The sequence below is a fragment of the Aestuariibius violaceus genome (assembly GCF_040779325.2).
GTDB classification, from domain to species: domain Bacteria; phylum Pseudomonadota; class Alphaproteobacteria; order Rhodobacterales; family Rhodobacteraceae; genus Aestuariibius; species Aestuariibius violaceus.
Genome location: NZ_JBFONT020000012.1, coordinates 19206 through 38454 on the forward strand (window position 1 = coordinate 19206; position 19249 = coordinate 38454).

Consider the following 19249-nt stretch of genomic DNA (forward strand, 5'->3'; position numbering starts at 1 on the left):
ATTGCGGCTTCACTACACCGGTCATTCGCTGCGCACGCGAGAATTTGCGTGCCTCGATGTCGGTAACAGCAGCCACAAACCTCAAACAAAACTGCCTTACACCAATTAGGACTGAAGGTCCGCTATCCACCGGGAGGTTGCTTCGGCGAAGTCAGTGACTTGCGGTCGCCAGCCAACAGCTGACTGCAACTTCCGCGCCGACATTTGTTGATCGAGAGTTGGGCCTTTCGCCCACGCACCGTGCTCCTTCACGGCCTCATCAACCGTACGGGTGATAATTTCTGTTGGAGACCCATAGGCTTTGGAGATAACCGAAGCGACCCTGCCTACGGCGACACCTACTTCGGCAGCCGCATTGAAATATCCTACAAGGTCAGAGCGTTCTAAAAGGTCGCAATAGCCTCGGGCCAGATCACGGCTCTCGATCAGGGGCCAGCGCGTGGCCGCACTCCCCCAGATTTCAATGCATTGCCCAGCCTTTGCGGCTGACAAAAAGCGATCGAATACCCCACCATCACGCATGTCATAGACCATTGCCGGATGGACGACCGCCGTGCGCAGCTTAGGCGCGTCTAGTAGCGCTTGGGCGTGTGTCACCATCCAAGAGAACAAAGGCAGCGGGTCAAATGGTCGGTCTTCCGCCGCTATGTAGTCGCCGGTTTCACCGTAGAGCCAGCATCCCCCAGTATAGATCAGCCGCGTCGGTTCGGTCCGTGTTTCAGATGCATGAATCACGGCTTTCATAGCCTTGGCGTCCACATCTCCCATATCTTCATCAAACGTCGCTGCAGCCTGTATGATCGCATCGGATGAGATAGCCACATCCGCCCAGTGTTCTGGGTCGGAAAGATCGCCTCTGAACGGTTTCGCCCCAGCAGAGATAAGCAGTTCGTCAGACCTTGCCGAACGGCTCAAAGCCAAGACCTTGTGGTTTCGGCGCACCAGTTCCGCCACAACAGCAGTTCCAATCGTTCCCGTGCCACCCAAGACAAATACCTGCATCAATCAACCTCCCAGCCGCATGCAAAACGCATGGCTACAACCTCAACCAAGGTTGAGGTCAAGCACCTATGTCGCCAAGGGAGACTTTTGTACTCACCGCGGCATCGGTCAGAATGGGATGGCAACGGCTATTAGAACACGTGTAAAATGGTCAACGCTTCGCCGCGCGCGCTTGCTTCTTTGCGGCGATATGCATCATTTTTTGAAATCTGGAACACTCCAAGTGGCTTGGTTCTGGGCATTCTGCGACATGAAGCAGCCCATCTCGGACTTGTTGCAGCATCTGTATTTGGTGATCAATCTCCGCAGCTTTCTCATGCAGCAATTTACGGTCGATGGAGGCTGAACCATCAGATGAGAAAAATGCTTCAATCTCTGACAGGGAAAAACCCGCCGACCGCCCAAGTGCTACGAGCGCAAGGCGCTGGAAGACAGTCGCGTCGAACAACCGCCGAAGACCTTTGCGCCCTATCGAGCTGATCAAGGACCGTTCCTCGTAGTACCGAAGGGTTGATGCGGGCAGTCCGGTTCGATGGGAAAGTTCAACAATATCGATGGTTTTCATACTTGACCTCAAGTCGACTTGAAGTGGCAATGTATGTTCCGTCGCCGTTTGGCGCAAGAAATAGGGATGTGATGTGAATACGGTAGATGTGGCAGTTGCTGTGGTTGTCATCGGCATCGGTGCGACGGCGTTCATGGATGCCATTGCGTGGCTCCAATGGCGATTGCTTAAGATACCGAGCTTGAACTACGCCCTGGTTGGAAGGTGGATCATTGGCCTATCGAGGGGTCAATTCTTTCACAACACTATTTTACAATCGCCTCCACAACGCCATGAACGAGCCATTGGTTGGCTGGTCCACTACGGTATCGGCATCTACTTTGTTTTCCTGATGCTCGCCCTGATGGGAGCTGACTGGTACATCGCCCCGAATTTGTTGAATCCGCTTGTGATAAGTCTGCTGAGCCTCTCCGCTCCGTTTTTCATCATGCAGCCTGCATTTGGATTTGGCGTCGCTGCTTCGAAGGTCCCATCGCCATGGGTTGCAAGGCAACGGAGCCTGCTTGCGCATCTGTCCTTTGGCATCGGAATCTATTGTGCGGGGTCAGTGTGGTCTCAACTGATGCCATAACACTGCCCAACGCTCCATTTAGCAAACTCCGGGGATGTAATGCAGGTCCGCGCGAAGCGCCGGGCCTATCAGTGGGTGGCCTTCAGGTTGCCCGCCGAAAAGTCACCTTGAACCGCCACGACCTGGATCACACCACAGCGCACAAGCGCCCGCTTGCTGACGGCGGCTTCGACCATTTCGGCGGTGTGGCTATTTACCTCCATTACCTATTGCTCTTGTAACCTTTGACGGGAGGGTGATTGTAACATGCAAAATCCTTCAGAAGCGTGCTGATATCTGAACCATCGAAAAGCATTTCCCGGTGAGGCTCTGAAAGGAAGCCGCAATGAACCATTTGATCGAGCATGGCGAGGAGCGGATCAAAGTAGCCGTTCAGGTTCAGCAAGCCGATAGGCTTTTCGTGATAGCCGATCTGGCCCCATGTCCATTGCTCAAAGAACTCCTCCAATGTGCCGCTGCCGCCGGGTAGAACAACGAATGCATCCGCCCGATCTGCCATTTCCGCCTTGCGTTCATGCATGTCCGCTACGATGCGCAACTCGCTCAGACCCTTGTGAGCGATTTCGCGATCGACAAGCGCGCGTGGCATAACACCGGTGATGTGTCCGCCAGCGTCAATGCACCCGTCCGCCAATGCCCCCATAACCCCTACATGTCCGCCACCGTATACGATCCTGTGACCGTCGCTTGCCAGCGCGTGGCCCGTGTCGAAGGCACCGGATTGATAATCATAGTGCTTCCCGGACGCTGAACCGCAGAACACAGCAATACTCTTGTTCTGAAAGAGAGGCCCACCCGCCATCATGAAGCGTCTTTCATGGCGATTGCCTGTATCTTGATCTTTGCGCCGAAGGGCAATTTTGCTGCCTGATAGATGGTCCTTGCCGGGAACTGCAAAAACCGCGCCCGGCAGACTTCATTCACCTCCGGCAGGTCGCGTTCAAGGTCGGCAAATGCGATATCGACATAGACAATTTCGTCGAAATTAAAGCCTGCAGCTTCCGCAGTCTTGAACACCAGATCAAAGGCGCGATCCGCCTCTTGTTTCGGGCTGCCTGGCCGATAACCATCTTCATAAATGGCCAACTGACCCGAGATATGGCACGTGTTGCCCACGACCACTGCGTTAGAGATTGGGGACGGCGATGCAGGGACACCGGGAACGTCCATGATAAATGTTCGTGACATATGGCTTTCTCGCTTTGCGGCTTTCGGTTGACACAAGCTACGCGCCATGGCTGATGTCGGAAATGACCGAAAACCTTCAAAATCAGACAAAGCGCCTTCAATCCGTCCTGATCCTGGGCTTCAACGATGTTCTCCTCATGGATGTTGCAGGCCCGGCTCAAGTGTTCGCATCCACGAACAAGATCTTGGGTCGAACGGCATATGCGATTTCCATCGTCACAGAAGACGGCAATGACATTCGGACGGATACCGGATTGTCGCTCACCGCGCAGGCTTCGTTTGCCGGACGTCATGGGGCGGATATCTTCGTTGTTCCCGGTGGCCCCGGCGTTGACCAGCGACTATTCGATGCATCATTGCGGGAATTCCTGACCGAGATTGAACAGGACGTGGAGCGCTTCGTTTCGATCTGCTCAGGCAGTCTACTTACTGCGTCCGCCGGGCTCTTGGATAACAGAAAGGCCACGACGCACTGGGAGCGTGTCGACCTCGCTCTTCAGCAGTTTCCGAAAGTTGAGTGGCATCTGGACGAGATTTTCACACATGATGGCAAGTTTCACTGTTCGGCGGGAGTGACGGCAGGTATTGATCTCGCCCTTTCGCTTGTAGAGGCAGATCATGGACGGCGTGTCGCACTCAGTGTCGCCCGTGAAATGGTCGTCTTCATGAAGCGGCAAGGCGGGCAGTCGCAATACTCCGCGCCTCTCAAAGCGCAGGCGGCATCCAGCAAGCGCTTGGGCGAGCTATACAGTCACATCGAACAAGACCCGACTGCGCCATGGGGCGTGAAAAGGATGGCAAAACTTGCCGGAACTACAGAACGCACAATGCATCGCGATTTCATGCATGAGTTTGGCAAGACGCCCTCCCAATTCGTCGAAGAACGTCGTCTTGCGCTCGCGCGTTCATATTTGGAGGGAAGCATTAAGCCAATCAAGGAGATTGCTTATCTGTCAGGGTTCACAACTGAGCAGAAGATGCGACGAAGCTTCGTCAGAAGGCTCGGCGTGCTGCCGACGCAGTATCGAGACCGCTTTGGCAAAGCCAACATTCGCGCATAGCGCAGTATTAATAATTTTGAGCTCTTTGCCGCCGTTAGATCACTCGCAGAAAGTTCCCCGTTCCGGTAGCGCAGTATGGGTAGGCCGGCCCAGAGCGGACTCTCCCCGCTGTGCTTTGATGCTGCAGTTGCAGCCCGCTTTCCGGTCATTCGCTGCACCAGCAAAATCGCGGGATAGGCGAACTCACCGAGTGCCCGTCAGAGCAGACATTGCCCGCCCATGCTCAAATGTCCAGGACAAGGAGGCTTGGCAGAGGGGGTGGGTTACGTAGTTTCCAGCACTTCCCGCCACGGCCGCCGTCCACTACCTTCTACGCATGGCCTATTTGTATCTGGATGACAGCAAACACCATTGCTTTGGCTTCTCTCTAGCCGCGTTCGTCATTTGTAGTGACGATCCAACAGAAGAAATGAGGTCGACATACTTGAAATACGGGTTTGATCCGTCTTCGTTCGAGTTCAAATCCTCGGCAAAAATGAAAGGAAATCACAGACTCCAAGAGCTACGGAGTGCTTTGAAAGCCAACATTGGCAGACGCTGCAGAATAGCCGTCTGCGTCGTTAATGGTGACAAGAAGCTGGGACCAGCGGCTCTGAAGCTTCTAGGCAATGCGCTTGACCATCCCGAACTTGCCGGGAAGCGGCATCAAATCTTCTTCGATGAAGGGTTATTTCACTCGACCAATGCTGCCGCCGAGTTGGCAAGAGATGATGGCGCGCTCGCTGACTGCGAGTTCCATTTCGAACAGGACTCGCGAACTCTGCTTGGCATTCAGCTTGCCGACATTGTCGCCCATACATGCAGCACGATGTTACTGGAAACACTGGGGCACATCACGAAGATGATTATCGTCGACGAGCCCAGAGACAGCGTCTATCATGGCATGGAGATTGAGCTTGGTTTTGAGATGTGGGCTGGAATACGTTATGGCTTCCTGAGCCAAAACAAACCAAACCCAAAGGATGATTTCGATCTGGCAAACGTCGATGTCTATCGTTGGGGACTATTTATAGACGAAAGTGTCAGTGAAGAGATCGCTGCCGCAGCCATGGGGCGATTTGGGGAAAATTATCTGGGGTGCATCCATTAGGCGGCCCAAAGTCGCCGTCTGCGATGATCAGCGTTGCTGCAATGCAGCTTCACCAAAGCGGACGCCGGTTTTGACACATGTTTGGAGTTGCTGGTACCCCTCACCTTAGTGGTCTGTGCTTCGAGGGAGAGTTAGTTTCATGAAAGTCACGAGCTTCGGGTTGTTTTGGAGGCAAAGCGAGATCGACTGGAATCCTGGAAAAGGGTATAGAAACAGTTTTCGCCTTCTAGGCAGGAAAGGTGCTAATCGAGGCACCATTCAGATTGCTGACTTCCGATTTCAGCAGGGAATTTATATCCTTTATGACGAATACGGTCCTTCTTACGTCGGTCTGACAAGAGCTCAAGGTCTTGGGAAACGCCTCAAGGATCACTTGGATGACCATTTGGCTGATAGGTGGGATCGTTTCTCTTGGTTCGGTTTTCATCCTATAGGCGGGCCGAATCCGAAAACCGGTATCTTAGAATTAGATAAGCCTTCAGAAGATTTGACGGACGATACCAACACCACAATCGGCGATCTCGAAGCCTTACTCATTCGATCGATCGGACCGAAGCGAAATACCGCTTATCCATCATTTCAAGACGCCGACGAGTGGACACAGATAGAGTACGAAGAGCAGGAAACCTACCTGAAGCGACTTGATGCCTGACGGCCCAAACCGGTCACTCGAGACCGATCACTCTTTCTGCGCCTGCAACCCGCATAACCGCCATTCGCTGCTGGAGCGAAATTCGTGGGCAGTTGAAGGTCGGGACTGGGGGGACGAAGCGGTCGTTCGCGCCTTCGAGATTAAGGCCTTGCCAGCATCGGCAGTATGCGCCCCCATTGCGTTTCTTGAGGCTGCCCTGACGGTTCGAATCCCAGCTTGCTGTAAACTGCAATCGCCCGTTCATTGTCAGGGTGAGGGTCGGTCGCGATCACCGGCGCACCGCTGTCATAGAGAACGCCCATTCTTGCGCCGATGAAAGCCGTCCCATGCCCAACTCCGATCATCGCGGGATCGCCGATGTACTGATCGATCCCCCGCGTGCCCTTTGGAAGATGTGCGAAGTGATGCTCTTCCCACCCGTGGACGGAGTAATCCTGCATGAAGGCAAATGGACTTCCATCAACCAAGACGATCCAACGCGACACACGAGGATCGTCTAGCTCTTCCTGGTCATACTGTTCGTCTGAATCCCACCATTCGCGGACATGTGGCTGCGCCTGCCATTCCAACAGCATGGGCATATCGTCCATCGTCACTTTGCGGAAATCGTATTCTCTGGCGGTTGTCATTCCGACACTTTAGCACATCGCTTCACGGTAGGTGTGGGCTCGTCACAGACCTTCCCGCCGTGCAGGATGTGCCAAAACTCGAACGTTATTGTCACCGCCGGGCGTGTGAGGCAATTTTCAGCCAATCGCAAAGTGGTCGATAAAGGCCCGCAATCGATTCAAGCTTTTCAGCTGCTTTGGATAGTACAAATAGAAGCGCGGCCGATCCGGTGTGTGATCGGCCAGGACTTCGACCAGATCCCCGGATTCGATCTGTCCCGCTACGCCTGCACGAAGCGACCACCCGATCCCGAGCCCTCGACTGGCCGCATCCACGACCGATCTCAGATCGTTGAAGACCAGATTGCCGGTCACTTCCACCTCTGTATCGGCTCCGTCCACAACGAACCGCCAAGGCGCGATCCGCCCTGTGCTGATCTGACGGTATCGGATGCAGTCGTGATGCAGTAGGTCTGCCGGGGTTTGGGGCGTGCCCCGCCGGGCGAGGTAATCCCCGGCCGCGACGTATGTCGCGGCCTGCGGCGCGGTGAGCGCGACTGCGATCATTTCGTCCGCCAGATAGTCTCCCAGCCTGATACCAGCATGAAACCCTCCCGCAACGATGTCTGTCAGTTCTTCATCAACGGACAAGTCCAGTTCGATCTCGGGGTAGGTGTCCCTGAAGCCCGCAAGCCGGGGGGCGATGATCAATTGCCAGGCGCGGTAGGGGAGAGTGATGCGCAACTGCCCTGATGTGGTTCCTGCCGCGCTGCGGGTGGCTGTCAAAGCCGCATCAATTTCAGCGAACAAGTTGTGGGTCCGGTCGTGCAACGCGCGGCCTGCGTCAGTTAGCGCCACTGATCGCGTGTTCCTGACAAAGAGGGCCGTCCCAAGGCTGTCTTCGAAGGTCTTCAATTGCTGGGATACGGCGGACGGGTTCACGCCGAGGGTATCGGCGGCTGACCTCAAGGTGCCACTGTCCGCGATGGCCAGAAAAGTTCTGAGGCTATGAAGGTCGGCGCGATTCATTGTGTATATTTTCTAACCATATTGCTTAGATTATACACCATAGTCACACAAACCAAGTCCCGTATCATTTGTGTCCGTTCAGGAAAGCGCGCACACAATGATCAGTCCGGCAGCCAGCCCGTCCCTCAAATCGGGCATACTCACAATCCTGTTGACCGTCTTCGCGATGGCGCTGACAGATGCCTTCGTGAAGTTCGCCAGCGCGGACATGACGCTGTGGCAAATCTACGTGTGCCGGTCCTTACTTGCCTTGCCGGTTTTGGTTATGCTCGCCAAAGGTCAGGTCTGGCCCAAAGCCGTAGGCTGGGTCACCCTGCGTAGCTTCGCTTTGGTGGCGATGTATCTGGCAATCTATGCCGCGATCCCGTTGCTTGATCTGGCGGTCGTCGCCGCATCGCTCTACACTGGTCCGCTCTTCATTGTGCTGCTGTCGGCGATCTTTCTGAGGGAGACTGTCACGGCGGTCCAATGGGGTGCCGTCGCTCTTGGCTTCCTCGGCGTCCTGTTCGTCGTGCGCCCCAACGGGGCAGACTTTACCGTTTTGTCCCTCATCCCGGTGATTGCCGCATTTCTCTACGCTGTCGCTGCAGTTCTGACACGGGCCAAATGCGCGCATGAGGCCCCGGCGTCACTGGCCATAAGCCTGAATCTTGCGCTCATCCTTTTCGGAAGCCTGGCAAGTCTTTGGTTTTGGGCAGCGCCGTCCAGTCATGCGGCCTTCTATCCTTTCCTGTTCGGGATCTGGTCATCCTTCGACATCAGGACAATCGGCATTCTTTGCATCATGGCTTTGCTAATCGTCGGCGTCAGCCTGGGGTTGGCGAAGGCCTATCAGTCCCCGCGTCCACAGGTCATTGCGACCTTCGACTATGCCTATCTGATCTTCGCGGCATTCTGGGGCTTCGTATTCTTTCGAGAGGTGCCGGACCTCTGGACTGTTGCGGGTATCGCGCTCATCATCGTGGCGGGCATTGCGGTTCTCGTCCAGCCACCGAATGCGCGGGCATCCAAGCTGGACAGGTTGCCGGATGGCGGGATTTGAGGAGAATTCAATGTGGCAAGGAACGCTGCTCAGCATCCACACCGCTGTGGAAGGCCGTGCACCGATGGTAGCCCATGACAGCATCAAACTGATCGAAGGGCTCGGCCTCGAAGGAGATCACTACGCGACGGGCAAGGGCAAGTATTCGGAGTTTCCGGATATCCGCGAAGTCACTTTGATCGAGAACGAAACCCTTGTCGCATTGGAACGCGACCATGGGGTGACGCTTCATGCGGATGAGCACAGGCGGAACCTGACGGTTTCCGGTGTTCCCTTGAACCACCTCGTCGGACAGCGCTTTCATGTCGGCGACAGTCTATTGCTGGGAGGCCGTTTGAACACGCCCTGCCGATACCTCGATCTGGTAGCGGACAAGAAAGTCTGTGATCTGCTGCACCACCAGTCTGGCTTGAATTGCTCAATCGTTCGTGGCGGCAGTATCTCGGTTGAAGATATCATTCGACCTGATTGACCGGGGTGCGGGACGAAGTTGCCTTTCGCTGCATTCGCCCGAGTGTCGGTTTCCATGCAGTCTGACCGATTGCACAATTTCTCTTCAGGCTGCATCGTTCTGAAAACTGTGACAGGATATCACTAATATGCAGATCGACGGCACGCTAACTGCCACGCACCAACGCGGGTTTGGCCAGTTCAAAGTGTGGGCGCGTTCGACCTTCTCCGGTGGGCCTAAGGCCAGGACATACGCCCTTGTCGGCGGAGCCGTGGTGCTTTGGGCGAGCTGGCCTGCGCTCGCCACAGTCGCCTATCCGGCACCTCCTTTACTGGTTCTCGGCGCATCGGCATTGATTGGCTTTCTTTTTTCATTTGTGCTGGCTACTAAGCAGAGGGCGCTCACCTCCTTCGCGACTGTACCATTCAAAACGCTGGCATTCGTAGCAATCGGTCTGATGGGCAACAATGCATTCTATCTGGCGGCAATCGCCCGGATCGGCCCTGCGGAGGCCAACGTGGTGCACTATCTTTGGCCAGTCTTTCTCGTCGGGCTGGCGTCTGCTTTGCACCGGCGCGCACCGACCTTGCTTCAGACTTTAGGTATCGCCTGCGGATTTATGGGTGTTGCTGTGGCATTGTCTCCGCAGATGGGCGGTGGCCTTGATCTGATCGGTGTGCTCCTTGGTGCATGTGGTGCGCTTACGTTTGCAATCTATTCGGTGGGCCGCTCACTCGCACAAGTCGAAACGAATGTCGTCGGCCCCTCACTCGGGCTGGCCAGTATTGCCGCGCTAGCTGCGCATTTCATTCTTGAACCGGCCTATTGGCCGACCAATGGTCAATGGCTTGCTATCGTTCTGATGGGAATTGGCCCATTCACCGTTGCGAATATCTTCTGGGACAAGGCCACGCGGGAAGGCTCTGCCGCAACCATCTCTAGCTTGGCGTTTCTGACGCCATTGGTTGCCATGATGTTGCTTGCCACATTCGGCCTCGGTGTTGTGACCGTCGCAACGCTCATTGGGGCTCTCTTTGCAATCGCCGGAGCAGTGTTAAGCTCAGGCTCAAAATAGCATTGTGAGAGAAGACTATGGAGTTTCTACCTATCATTGCCGCGATTCTGTTTGTTGACTTTCTCGCACTCATCAGCCCAGGCCCGAATTTCGTGCTGACATCCTCCGCAGCGGTGTCCAAATCGCGCCGTCATGCCGTCTGGACCGCTTGCGGCATTGCAATGGGGTCACTTGCGTGGGCCGGGGCGGCGGCGCTTGGCATTGCCTCGGTGTTTGAAGCGTTGCCGATGCTAGGTTTCGTGCTGAAAGTTCTGGGCATCGCATATCTGATCTACTTGGGTATCAAGCTCTTGCGCTCCAAAGGCTTTCAGCCAAACGCAAACCAGACAACTGATACCACAAGCGGAGCGCGCGGGTTCTGGCGCGGATTACTTGTTAATATGACCAATCCGAAATCCGCCGCTTATTATGCCAGTGTGTTTGCCGCGTTTCTCACGCCAGACATGCCGATTTGGGTCTTGGTTCTGCTCGTCGCAGCTATCGCAGCTATGTCGCTCTCGTGGCACGTCTTGATCGCTATTAGCTTCTCAGCATCGCGTGTTCAGACCCGATACATGTCGGTTTCAAAGTATGTTGATCAGCTTTGCGGCGGCGTTTTGTTTTTCCTTGGTCTACGTCTGGCGTGGGATAGCAGATAACTGCGGGATCGCAGAAGCAGCCATCTGTGCATCTCGCAGCATTGGTTGGAATGGGCTCATTTCGGACCTCCGGTAGGTTGCGGCATGTAGTCAATCCAGCAACCAAGGTCAGGCGCTCGCGGCCCACTTTGCTAGGTGCTGCACTGCGCCTTGACGACCGGAATAGCGCGCTTTGCAGTCATTTTCTTGGGCAAGTACTTTGCCGACCCTGTGGGTTCCGCACGAAGTATCTGCACGCACTCAGTCAAGTGCTATCCAACTTCCTTAGAAGTCTCCCAACCGTCTCTTGTGCAGCATCGAAGGCAGCGAACCGGCGAGCGTAGGCCTGCGGTTGGGAAACCTGCTTGATGTTTCCCGCGCGCCCTGAAACCATGATCTTACACAGGGGTGCTCCGTAGTGCCGGGGCTGAGATGCAGGGCGCAAGTCCTCGATCCCTTGAGCTGATCTGGGTAATGCCAGCGGAGCGAGGTGAACATGTTCTCAGGGGCACAAGTCTCATTGTATCCGATGTCGGACGATTTCGTCGGCATCATTCTCAACGCAATCGAAGCTCTTGATCCGTGGCGCGATCAGCTGCGGCTGGAGACCGATTCTCTGTCGACGCTCATCGTGGGGCCGCCGGAGGTTCTCTTTCCGGCAATGCGCGATCTGTTTTGTGCCACAGCGCGGTCCGGCATCCACACCACGATGCATGCCACGGTGTCCCGCGGATGTCCGGGTGAGCCTGACGATCCGATTTGCACACCGGTTGCGGGGGGACCGCGCGGTATGAGTCTGGCGGATCTCGTGGCGGCAGGTCGTGACAGGGTCGCTGCCGCACCGATCCTGGAGCTGGACATTGCCGCCCAGTTTTCGCTCTACCCGCTCGGCATTGGGCATCACATGGACGAAATCTACGGGTGCATTGAGTTTCTGAAAAACTCCGGGACGTATGATCGCTCCAAGAACTTCTGCACCGCGCTGCGCGGCGATGCGGGTCCTGTCTTCGAAACCCTGGGCCAGGCCTTCACTGGCTTCGGCTTTGACACGGGCCATCTCGCCATGGACGTGACGGTATCAGCCAACTCGCCGAGCGACCGCTGATCGATTGGTCGCGCTAGGAGGTGACCAATCCCCTCAATCCAATTCGTACAGGAGGCTGTTATGCCCAATCGATCCGCCTGGACTCTTCGCGAGACTCTCATCATCTCGGTGCTTGGGGCCGTTTTCGGCGTGCTTTATCTGGGCTGGGTCCAAGTTTGGCTTGTGCTGCAAGCAATCTTCGGAGCAGTGACAATGGACGTTGTGATGGGCTTCTGGTTCATCGTTTCGATCATCGCAGCAGCGATCATTCGCAAACCGGGCGCAGCACTTGTCTCGGAGGTCATGGCGGCCGCCGTACAGGTGCTGCTTGGCAGTCCGGCGGGGCTTTTGCTGCTGCTCACCGGGCTGGTGCAGGGTGCGGGCGCTGAAGCCGTCTTTGCCGCAACCCGCTGGCGGCGGTACTCGCTGCCAGTTCTTATGGCGGCGGGGATGGGCGCGGCCGTGTTCTCCTTCGCTTACACATGGATCCGGTTCGACTACGGCAGTCTGGCGCCGGGACTTCTTGTCGTGATGTTCGCACTGCGGCTAGCCTCCGGCGCGTTGCTGGCCGGGCTACTGGGGCATTACATCGTCAAGGCGCTCTATCGCACAGGCGTCCTGTCCGGACTTGCGATTGACCGAGACGCCCGCGCTGCCCGTGCCTGATGCGCTGTCCTACGACCGCGTTACGCTGCGCCATGACGGGGCGATCTCTGATGCAGTCGGTCCAGTGTCATTTGCCGTGGAGCGAGGTGAACGGGTTCTGTTGCTCGGAGCATCTGGCGCGGGCAAGTCTACGCTGCTGCACGCCGCAACCGGGCTGTTTCCGCGCGCAATACCCGGCACGCGGACGGGCGAGCTCCTACTTGACGGGTGCCCCGTCGATAGTCGTGCACCAGCGGATTGGGCCGATACCTGCGGCCACCTGTTTCAAGATGCCGCGCTGACATTGGCCGGTTTCACCGTGCGCGATGAGATCGCCTTCGCGCCGGAGAACCAGGCTGTCGGTTCGGATCGCATTCCGGGGATCGTCGCCGACAGTATGATCCGTGCGGGCATTCCGCAAATCTGGGCGAACCGGCGCATCACGACGCTCTCGGGGGGAGAGCGGCAGATGGTGGCATTAGCGGCACTTCTCGCGCAGGGCGCGCCGGTTACGCTCGCCGACGAACCTGCGGCCAGTATCGCGCCGATGGTCGCTCGGCGCATGGCTGATCTCTTGCTGGCGCCGGGCAGCACCACAATAGTCGTGGAACACAAGCCGGGTCCGATCCTGGACCGGATCGACCGCTGTGTGGCTTTGGGCCAGGGCGGGCGTGTGATTGCCGAAGGCGCGCCGCGCGATATGTTGCGAAACCACGGGGTCGCATTGGCCCAGGCGGGCATTGCACTACCGCTTGCCACGCGCCTGTATCTGGCCGCGCCCGACTTGATCGATCCTCACATGACCTTGCAGGACGCCCTGGCCCGCTTCCCATCCGCTCAAGCCCGCAGGTTGCGCGACGCGGTCTTGCCGACGCCGATCCTGACTGGAGAGATCCTTGCCACGCTGGAGGGGGCCGATTGTGCCCCGCCCTTCGGACCTGTTGTGCTGCGCGACGTGTCGCTGTCCCTGCGGGCGGGTGAGGTCCTTGCCATTCTCGGACCAAACGGCGCGGGCAAATCCACGCTGGCCGCCTGCCTGTCGGGCTTGATACCGCCCCGCGCAGGTCGACGCACGGGGGTACCGGGTGCGGTGGCCTTTCAGAACCCTGAAGCGCATTTCAACCAGGGATCGGTGCGTGCGGAGATCGAGGGGCTGGGCCATGCGTCGGAGCGCGTGGCCCAGATCCTTGACCTTTGGGGCCTGGAGCAGGTTGCCGAACAGCACCCGTTTACCTTGTCGCAGGGCCAGAAACGCCGCTTGTCACTTGCGCTCCTTGCCGAAACCGACAGATGGCCGGTACTTATCCTCGACGAACCAACGGCTGGTCTCGACGGCGCAGCGGAAGCCGCGCTCGGCCAGCGGATCAGGGCGCTTGCGCATGAGGGTCATGGCATCGCGGTGATCACCCATGACATGGATTTCGCCGTGTCGGTCGCCGACCGCGCTTTGCTCCTGAACCGGGGCGCCGTGCAATTCGACGGCGCTTGCCCCGAGTTGATGCGCGACACGGCGCTGCTGGCGGGTGCGGGGCTACTGCCGCCGGAATCCGCGCTCATCCTGAACTGGCTGGAGACAGCATGCTGAAAAGCGCACACCCGCTGCCGAAGCTCGCGCTTTGCCTTGCATGGATCGTCGCTTCGTTGATCGTTTTCCGCCTGTCCTTCCAGATCGCGCTGTTCGCCGCGGCCACGCTCCTGCTGCTGTTTGACGCGCGTATCCCGTTGCCGCGGTTGCTGTTCCTGATGGTGCCCTTTGCGCTGTTCGGCTTCGGCTTTTTCACGACCTCGGTCCTGTTCCGCGCCGAGTCGGGTTTCGCGGTTCAGATGGCGCAGGAGCAAAGTGGCGCGACAGACGTGGCTCCTGGGCTCGTGCTCTTCTTTCGTGTAATGGCCTGCGGTATGACCTCGGCCGTCTTCGCCCTGACGACCGACCCCGGACAGTTCGTGCGCGCCTTGATGCAATATTTGCGACTGCCCACGTCAATGGTGTTTGCCCTGATGCAGGCTATGCATATGGTACCTGATCTTCGCGCCGAGATGCTGCAACTGCGCATGGCGCGCGCGATCCGGTTGGGTCGGCCACTGCGGCGCTTTCCGAACCCTGGAGAAGCGCTGTCCTTGGCGATCCCTCTTCTGGCTTATGCGATCCGCCGCGCCACCCGCGCCGCGTTGTCTTTCGAGGCGCGGGGGCTGCAGCCGGGCCGGGCCCGTACAAACCTGCCTCAACCATCAATCAGGCGAACCGACTGGGCCTTATTCTTCTTCGGGTTTGGTGTTCTCATCGCAACGTCTACGATCATACTCATGCCAGCTGGATGAGCTTACCACGAGCCTTCCACTCATGGAAAATTAGCCATTCAGAGGAAGCTTTCGAGTCCAAGATCGCGCTGTCGCAAGGCCGCACGCAACCGCTCGAAGCCCCGTTCACGCAGCTGGCGCACCCTTTCCCTCGAAATACCGTATCGCGTCCCGAGATCTTGCAGCGTCGCCGGAGGATCGGTCACCTGTGTCGCAATGATGATGTCACGTTCGCGATCCGGCAACGTATTAAGGGCTGCGGCGAGCACCTTCCTCAGCCCTGCGGTTTCCAGCTTTCTCAGAGCCGCAGGTCCATCGATACTGGATGGATCCGCGAGCAGAGCCATGCGATCCATGCCATCCGATCCCTGGACATGTGCATTCAGCGAAATGTCGACGCCTGTAACCTGTTCGCGCAAGGACGCCGCCTGCTGCAGGTCCACACCCAACGCGTCAGCAAGCTTCATGTCCGCAACCGCCTGATCCATGCCGGGATCGGCCGCTACTTCGGCGTCGATAGCAGCGATTTGTGCGGCTGCCGCCCGTGTCAACGCGGAGTTCGGGCGCCTAACGGCGGAGGTGTTCGCACGCATGAAGTCCTGAACCTCCGCGCGTGCCCACCAAACAGCATAGGTCGAGAAACGAAACCCGCGATCCGGATCAAAGCGATCGGCGGCTTTCATCAGCCCGATCTGGGCCTGTTGCATCAAGTCCGGATCGGCCTCACCAGCCCCGAGCTTCAGGCGCTTCGCGACCGAGGCCGCCAATGGGGCGAATGCGTGGATCAGATAATCGCGTGCGCGTCGGTCGCCATACGCCTGCCAGGCGCAAATCAATGCCCGCTCCTTTTCAGCGGATAGCATCCCCGAGCTACGGACGCGTCGGGCACCGTGGATGAGATTCGTGACAGGCTTATTCATGGCTAAGCTCATTTAGTTTTGAATCGATACTAATTCTTTAGCTCAAAGATTGTCAAAGTGATTTCGCTTCGATATTACTTTGACATGATTGATGAGCCACAAACACCTGATCGGATCGCGGAAATGCTCGTTCATATCGGGCGTGCGGCGCGGAGCGAAGATGCCGGCTCTGGACTGACGGCCGCACAGTGGACCTGCCTGCGTTTTTTCGCCCGTGCCAACGGCAGTACGCGCACACCCTCCGGCTTTGCCAGTTTCCAGGCAACGACCCGGGGCACGGCATCGCAGATGGTCAAGTCATTGGAGCGCAAGGGTTTGATTGTGGGGACGCGATCCGACCGGGACCGCCGCAGCGTCTCTTTTGACCTGACAGATCATGGACAGACAATGCTTGCGAATGACCCGTTGCGAGACCTGATTGACGTGATCGACGGCCTTGCGGCCACTGAACGCGACAGCTTCCTGAAGACGCTGTCTCGTCTTGCCTCAACGCTTGCTATGCAGCGGGACCTTCCCGCGTTTGGGACGTGCAAGGATTGCACCCATTTCGCGCGGTCCGGCGATACGGCCTATTGCGCCTGCATGGCAGAAGAACTGACGGTCGTGGACATCCCGAAGCTCTGCGCGAGCTATATCCCTACACGCGAGCCACCGAGCCAAGGAGACCGACATGACGCAGGCTGAAACCTCCGCAAGCCCTCGCATGATCGCGATCAGCAGCGGCAAGGGCGGCGTTGGCAAATCCACCGTCACGGCAAACATCGCTGTAGCCATGGCGGATGCCGGTTTGCGTGTTGGCGTGGTCGATGCCGACATCTATGGTCCGTCGATCCCACGCATGTTGGGCATCGCATCCGAAAAGCCGGCGATGTCGCCCGACCAGAAAGTCGTGCCGGCAGAAGCTCATGGTGTGAAGGTGATGTCGATGGCCATGTTGTCCGACGATGACAGCCCGGCGATCCTGCGCGGACCGATGGTGACGAAATACTTGCAGATGTTCGTGCGCCAGGTGGATTGGGGCGCGCTTGACGTCTTGCTGCTGGACCTGCCGCCGGGCACGGGCGACATTCAGCTCACCTTGGCGCAGGCCTTTCCGCTCTCGGGCGCTGTGGTTGTCAGCACGCCACAGGATGTCAGCCTCAAGATCGCGCGCCGCGGTTTGCGCATGATGGAACAGGTAATGGTGCCGATCCTCGGCGTGATCGAGAACATGAGCGGCTTCACGTGCCCGGAATGCGGCACGGTCACCCATATCTTCCATAGGGGCGGCGGAGAGGCGATTGCGCAGGAGCTTGATGTGGATTTCCTTGGCGAGGTTCCGCTCGACCCGACCGTGGTCGATTGTGGTGACGAAGGCCGACCGCTGATACGCGCCGCGCCGGAAAGCCCTGCGGCGTTGGCATATCGGAGTATCGCGGCCACCTTGGCCGGAACGGGCGGTGACGTCGCCGGGATCGCGTCGCCCTTTGCCTGGACGCTTGCCGAGGGCACGGGAAAACCAGCACCTGCATCGATCACCAAGGGTGGGCCGAGCGACCGTCTCGCCGCGCTGGACCATTCGGATGGCGCGCTGTTTCTGCGGTGGGCCGACGGCACAGACCGACGTCTAACCGACCGCGATCTGCGCCTCGCCTGCCAATGCGCGCAATGCCGAGAGGAGATGAGCGGCAAGCGGCTGCTGAACCCTGAAGACGTGCCGCTGGACATCCGCCTGACCCGTATCTGGAGCGTCGGCAACTACGCGCTTGGCATGGCTTTCAGCGACGGCCATGACACGGGTATCTATACGTTCAAGGCACTTCAGGCGATGGTCCCGACGGAGTTGGAGGATGTCTGACACCGCCACCCGCCGCCGCATCCGGGCGCAATCCTCGGCCTACGATGTCGATGTCGTGGGCTTTGTCCTCGACACGCCGATCCAAGGGGGGCCATCCGCCCGGTTCGAAGTCACAAGTGATGCCCCTCTGGCGCGCGCGCTTTTCGCGCTGGATGGTGTCGTCCAGGTCGAGGTCAGCGGTGCGACAATCTGGGTGAAGAAGCATCCAGAGGCGGAATGGAACAGGTTGAAACCTGCCGTCGCCGGAGCGATCCGGAAGGTACTCGACGAAACCGACGCACCGCTCGGGCAGAACAAAGCTGTTGAGACCACACCTGACCAAGAGCTTCTCGGCGCGGTTGAAGATCTGCTGAACCAGCAGGTCAATCCAGCGGTCGCCGCACATGGCGGTCATATATCGGTGGAGAAGGTCGAGGGCGGCACCGTCTACCTGGGCATGTCCGGCGGCTGCCAGGGCTGCGCCGCCTCTGCGGCCACGCTTCGCGAAGGTGTGGAACGCATGTTGCGTGCCGCCTTACCGCAGATCGACAAGATCGTCGATGTCACCGACCATGCGGCGGGAGAGAACCCCTTTTATGCCCGCGATGATAGCCACTCACCGGTGCTGAACCGCCCGATCCCAGAGGGTGTCATCGGATGTGAGGACGGACAGATCATCGTGGACCCCGACTATCTGGCCCCAAGGCTGGGTATCACTGCCGAAACCCTTCGTGTCGGGCTGCGTCGGGGAGACGTCGTCGGCGTGACAGAAACGGGCGAAGGCGCCGATAGCGGCAAGACCCGGGTCATCCTGCGCACCTCGACCCGCGCCTGGGCCGCGGAAGTCGACGCCACCGGCGCGGCCCGCGAGATCCCGCCACCGCGCGTGGTCGATGCGGCCGTAAGCAAGGAGACGGATCTGGCGAAGCGCATCCGCACCTATCTGGAAGGTCTCACCGAAGACGAAGTGCCGATCACCTACGGTGCCTTGGCGCGCGCGCTCGGTCTCTGGGCCCCAGGCTCCATCACGAAAGTTACGCGGGCGCTGGAAACCACGATGCGGGAGGACGCTGAAGCGGACCGTCCCTTTATCGCCGCCCGCGCGGTCAATCGCGGACGCGACATGCTTCCCGGCAAAGGCTATTTTGACCTCGCTTGCGCTCTGTCCCGCGGACCGCAGGATGACGAAAGCGAGGCAGACCACCACGCCAGAGAACTGCGCCGCGTGTATGAGACTATCGCAGAGTAGGCAGTATTCGGGTGTCCCCGCGAAGGGCGAACGGAAGGAGAAGCTTGCAAAGCCCCCCGTTGTTGCTTTCTCCGGTTGCAGTAGTGCTGAAAGCGGCCATCGGCGCAAAGACAGCGAAAATCAGCTTCCGTCCGCGTAGCGGACTTCCCTGCTACCGCGTGATGTTCAGATCATCCTCGCGCATAACCTCTACTGGATCACGCCGATGAAGCGGTTTTTCAAGGAAACGCCAGGACTCTGGCTGGAAGACATCGCGGAGTAGTAGGTGCTGACGCGAACCATGAAG

General features: G+C 58.2%; 23 protein-coding genes and 1 pseudogene. 15 read left to right on the forward strand and 9 right to left on the reverse strand.

The features are described from left to right. Nucleotides 1–105: 105 nt before the first annotated feature. The gene (locus AADZ90_RS20405) at nt 106–1002 is read right to left on the reverse strand and encodes an NAD-dependent epimerase/dehydratase family protein (RefSeq protein WP_367312463.1); all 897 of its coding nucleotides are present in this window, start codon (nt 1000–1002) and stop codon (nt 106–108) included. 151 nt (nt 1003–1153) lie between these two features. Further along, nucleotides 1154–1567: a helix-turn-helix domain-containing protein gene (locus AADZ90_RS20410; RefSeq protein ID WP_367312462.1), complete on the reverse strand. Its 414-nt coding sequence runs from the start codon at nt 1565–1567 to the stop codon at nt 1154–1156. 73 nt (nt 1568–1640) lie between these two features. Here AADZ90_RS20410 and AADZ90_RS20415 point away from each other — a divergent pair, with 73 nt between their 5' ends. Next, nucleotides 1641–2138, forward strand: a complete 498-nt coding sequence (locus tag AADZ90_RS20415; RefSeq protein ID WP_367312461.1) for a DUF2938 domain-containing protein — start codon at nt 1641–1643, stop codon at nt 2136–2138. A gap of 68 nt (nt 2139–2206) precedes the next feature. Here AADZ90_RS20415 and AADZ90_RS20420 read toward each other — a convergent pair whose 3' ends face one another. Genes AADZ90_RS20420 through AADZ90_RS20430 form a run of 3 tightly spaced genes read right to left on the reverse strand, consistent with a single transcriptional unit; the run spans nt 2207 to nt 3308 of the window. Further along, nucleotides 2207–2341 (reverse strand): hypothetical protein, encoded by a 135-nt coding sequence (locus tag AADZ90_RS20420; RefSeq protein ID WP_367312460.1) that lies wholly within the window; start codon nt 2339–2341, stop codon nt 2207–2209. Continuing rightward, nucleotides 2341–2943, reverse strand: a complete 603-nt coding sequence (locus AADZ90_RS20425; protein ID WP_367312459.1) for an LOG family protein — start codon at nt 2941–2943, stop codon at nt 2341–2343. The genes AADZ90_RS20420 and AADZ90_RS20425 overlap by 1 nt, the downstream gene beginning before the upstream one ends. Continuing rightward, nucleotides 2940–3308, reverse strand: coding sequence for a RidA family protein (locus tag AADZ90_RS20430; RefSeq protein WP_367312458.1), 369 nt, complete (start codon nt 3306–3308; stop codon nt 2940–2942). The genes AADZ90_RS20425 and AADZ90_RS20430 overlap by 4 nt, the downstream gene beginning before the upstream one ends. A 5-nt stretch (nt 3309–3313) precedes the next feature. Here AADZ90_RS20430 and AADZ90_RS20435 point away from each other — a divergent pair, with 5 nt between their 5' ends. From AADZ90_RS20435 to AADZ90_RS20445, 3 genes are all read left to right on the forward strand, one after another. After that, nucleotides 3314–4387 carry a GlxA family transcriptional regulator gene (locus tag AADZ90_RS20435; protein ID WP_411997123.1) on the forward strand — a complete coding sequence of 358 codons (1074 nt, stop codon included), beginning with the start codon at nt 3314–3316 and terminating at the stop codon, nt 4385–4387. Between the two features lie 316 nt (nt 4388–4703). Next, the gene (locus AADZ90_RS20440; protein ID WP_367312456.1) at nt 4704–5477 is read left to right on the forward strand and encodes a DUF3800 domain-containing protein; all 774 of its coding nucleotides are present in this window, start codon (nt 4704–4706) and stop codon (nt 5475–5477) included. Nucleotides 5478–5616: 139 nt separating this feature from the next. Further along, a complete protein-coding gene (locus AADZ90_RS20445) occupies nt 5617–6129 on the forward strand; it encodes a GIY-YIG nuclease family protein (RefSeq protein WP_367312455.1) in 513 nt (170 codons plus the stop codon). 140 nt (nt 6130–6269) lie between these two features. Here the strand turns inward: AADZ90_RS20445 and AADZ90_RS20450 are convergent, their stop codons facing one another. The 3 genes and pseudogenes from AADZ90_RS20450 to AADZ90_RS20460 all read right to left on the reverse strand — a co-directional run. Then, the gene (locus AADZ90_RS20450) at nt 6270–6758 is read right to left on the reverse strand and encodes a GNAT family N-acetyltransferase (protein ID WP_411997124.1); all 489 of its coding nucleotides are present in this window, start codon (nt 6756–6758) and stop codon (nt 6270–6272) included. 117 nt (nt 6759–6875) lie between these two features. Beyond that, nucleotides 6876–7568 carry a LysR substrate-binding domain-containing protein gene (locus AADZ90_RS20455; protein WP_367312488.1) on the reverse strand — a complete coding sequence of 231 codons (693 nt, stop codon included), beginning with the start codon at nt 7566–7568 and terminating at the stop codon, nt 6876–6878. Between the two features lie 15 nt (nt 7569–7583). Further along, nucleotides 7584–7766, reverse strand: a pseudogene (locus AADZ90_RS20460) (LysR family transcriptional regulator); the annotation flags it as partial. A gap of 97 nt (nt 7767–7863) precedes the next feature. Here AADZ90_RS20460 and AADZ90_RS20465 point away from each other — a divergent pair. The 8 genes from AADZ90_RS20465 to AADZ90_RS20500 all read left to right on the forward strand — a co-directional run bounded on the left by AADZ90_RS20465 (nt 7864) and on the right by AADZ90_RS20500 (nt 14999). Further along, a complete protein-coding gene (locus tag AADZ90_RS20465) occupies nt 7864–8808 on the forward strand; it encodes a DMT family transporter (protein WP_367312453.1) in 945 nt (314 codons plus the stop codon). A gap of 10 nt (nt 8809–8818) precedes the next feature. After that, the gene (locus AADZ90_RS20470; protein WP_367312452.1) at nt 8819–9280 is read left to right on the forward strand and encodes an MOSC domain-containing protein; all 462 of its coding nucleotides are present in this window, start codon (nt 8819–8821) and stop codon (nt 9278–9280) included. A 127-nt stretch (nt 9281–9407) separates the two neighbouring features. Continuing rightward, a complete protein-coding gene (locus AADZ90_RS20475) occupies nt 9408–10334 on the forward strand; it encodes a DMT family transporter (RefSeq protein ID WP_367312451.1) in 927 nt (308 codons plus the stop codon). A 17-nt stretch (nt 10335–10351) separates the two neighbouring features. Then, nucleotides 10352–10972 (forward strand): LysE family translocator, encoded by a 621-nt coding sequence (locus AADZ90_RS20480; RefSeq protein WP_367312450.1) that lies wholly within the window; start codon nt 10352–10354, stop codon nt 10970–10972. Nucleotides 10973–11447: 475 nt separating this feature from the next. Beyond that, nucleotides 11448–12056, forward strand: a complete 609-nt coding sequence (locus AADZ90_RS20485) for a YkoF family thiamine/hydroxymethylpyrimidine-binding protein (protein WP_367312487.1) — start codon at nt 11448–11450, stop codon at nt 12054–12056. Between the two features lie 60 nt (nt 12057–12116). Beyond that, on the forward strand, nt 12117–12701 hold the full coding sequence (locus AADZ90_RS20490; protein ID WP_367312449.1) for an ECF transporter S component: 585 nt from the start codon (nt 12117–12119) through the stop codon (nt 12699–12701). Beyond that, entirely contained in the window at nt 12670–14265 is a 1596-nt protein-coding gene (locus AADZ90_RS20495; protein WP_367312448.1) for an ABC transporter ATP-binding protein, read from the forward strand. The genes AADZ90_RS20490 and AADZ90_RS20495 overlap by 32 nt, the downstream gene beginning before the upstream one ends. Continuing rightward, nucleotides 14259–14999 (forward strand): energy-coupling factor transporter transmembrane component T family protein, encoded by a 741-nt coding sequence (locus AADZ90_RS20500; RefSeq protein WP_411997125.1) that lies wholly within the window; start codon nt 14259–14261, stop codon nt 14997–14999. The genes AADZ90_RS20495 and AADZ90_RS20500 overlap by 7 nt, the downstream gene beginning before the upstream one ends. Nucleotides 15000–15037: 38 nt before the next feature. On the opposite strand, the gene AADZ90_RS20505 is transcribed toward AADZ90_RS20500, so the two are convergent. Next, nucleotides 15038–15898 carry a sigma-70 family RNA polymerase sigma factor gene (locus AADZ90_RS20505; RefSeq protein WP_367312446.1) on the reverse strand — a complete coding sequence of 287 codons (861 nt, stop codon included), beginning with the start codon at nt 15896–15898 and terminating at the stop codon, nt 15038–15040. A gap of 57 nt (nt 15899–15955) precedes the next feature. Here AADZ90_RS20505 and AADZ90_RS20510 point away from each other — a divergent pair, with 57 nt between their 5' ends. From AADZ90_RS20510 to AADZ90_RS20520, 3 genes are read left to right on the forward strand one after another with little or no spacing between them, the layout of a single operon-like run. After that, on the forward strand, nt 15956–16582 hold the full coding sequence (locus AADZ90_RS20510) for a MarR family winged helix-turn-helix transcriptional regulator (protein WP_411997126.1): 627 nt from the start codon (nt 15956–15958) through the stop codon (nt 16580–16582). Continuing rightward, nucleotides 16569–17735 (forward strand): P-loop NTPase, encoded by a 1167-nt coding sequence (locus AADZ90_RS20515; RefSeq protein ID WP_367312444.1) that lies wholly within the window; start codon nt 16569–16571, stop codon nt 17733–17735. Before AADZ90_RS20510 ends, AADZ90_RS20515 begins: the two co-directional genes overlap by 14 nt. Next, the gene (locus tag AADZ90_RS20520; protein WP_367312443.1) at nt 17728–18963 is read left to right on the forward strand and encodes a DUF6522 family protein; all 1236 of its coding nucleotides are present in this window, start codon (nt 17728–17730) and stop codon (nt 18961–18963) included. Before AADZ90_RS20515 ends, AADZ90_RS20520 begins: the two co-directional genes overlap by 8 nt. Nucleotides 18964–19249 lie beyond the last annotated feature (286 nt).

Excerpts from the sequence above, each read along its gene's own strand:
- AADZ90_RS20445 (WP_367312455.1), top strand. The coding sequence starts at position 5,617 with ATGAAAGTCACGAGCTTCGGGTTGTTTTGGAGGCAAAGCGAGATCGAC.
- AADZ90_RS20430 (WP_367312458.1), bottom strand. The coding sequence starts at position 3,308 with ATGGACGTTCCCGGTGTCCCTGCATCGCCGTCCCCAATCTCTAACGCA.
- AADZ90_RS20450 (WP_411997124.1), bottom strand. The coding sequence starts at position 6,758 with ATGACAACCGCCAGAGAATACGATTTCCGCAAAGTGACGATGGACGAT.
- AADZ90_RS20405 (WP_367312463.1), bottom strand. The coding sequence starts at position 1,002 with ATGCAGGTATTTGTCTTGGGTGGCACGGGAACGATTGGAACTGCTGTT.
- AADZ90_RS20410 (WP_367312462.1), bottom strand. The coding sequence starts at position 1,567 with ATGAAAACCATCGATATTGTTGAACTTTCCCATCGAACCGGACTGCCC.
- AADZ90_RS20520 (WP_367312443.1), top strand. The coding sequence starts at position 17,728 with ATGTCTGACACCGCCACCCGCCGCCGCATCCGGGCGCAATCCTCGGCC.
- AADZ90_RS20480 (WP_367312450.1), top strand. The coding sequence starts at position 10,352 with ATGGAGTTTCTACCTATCATTGCCGCGATTCTGTTTGTTGACTTTCTC.
- AADZ90_RS20515 (WP_367312444.1), top strand. The coding sequence starts at position 16,569 with ATGACGCAGGCTGAAACCTCCGCAAGCCCTCGCATGATCGCGATCAGC.
- AADZ90_RS20465 (WP_367312453.1), top strand. The coding sequence starts at position 7,864 with ATGATCAGTCCGGCAGCCAGCCCGTCCCTCAAATCGGGCATACTCACA.
- AADZ90_RS20475 (WP_367312451.1), top strand. The coding sequence starts at position 9,408 with ATGCAGATCGACGGCACGCTAACTGCCACGCACCAACGCGGGTTTGGC.
- AADZ90_RS20470 (WP_367312452.1), top strand. The coding sequence starts at position 8,819 with ATGTGGCAAGGAACGCTGCTCAGCATCCACACCGCTGTGGAAGGCCGT.
- AADZ90_RS20435 (WP_411997123.1), top strand. The coding sequence starts at position 3,314 with ATGTTCGTGACATATGGCTTTCTCGCTTTGCGGCTTTCGGTTGACACA.
- AADZ90_RS20490 (WP_367312449.1), top strand. The coding sequence starts at position 12,117 with ATGCCCAATCGATCCGCCTGGACTCTTCGCGAGACTCTCATCATCTCG.
- AADZ90_RS20440 (WP_367312456.1), top strand. The coding sequence starts at position 4,704 with ATGGCCTATTTGTATCTGGATGACAGCAAACACCATTGCTTTGGCTTC.
- AADZ90_RS20425 (WP_367312459.1), bottom strand. The coding sequence starts at position 2,943 with ATGATGGCGGGTGGGCCTCTCTTTCAGAACAAGAGTATTGCTGTGTTC.
- AADZ90_RS20485 (WP_367312487.1), top strand. The coding sequence starts at position 11,448 with ATGTTCTCAGGGGCACAAGTCTCATTGTATCCGATGTCGGACGATTTC.
- AADZ90_RS20420 (WP_367312460.1), bottom strand. The coding sequence starts at position 2,341 with ATGGAGGTAAATAGCCACACCGCCGAAATGGTCGAAGCCGCCGTCAGC.
- AADZ90_RS20500 (WP_411997125.1), top strand. The coding sequence starts at position 14,259 with ATGCTGAAAAGCGCACACCCGCTGCCGAAGCTCGCGCTTTGCCTTGCA.
- AADZ90_RS20505 (WP_367312446.1), bottom strand. The coding sequence starts at position 15,898 with ATGAATAAGCCTGTCACGAATCTCATCCACGGTGCCCGACGCGTCCGT.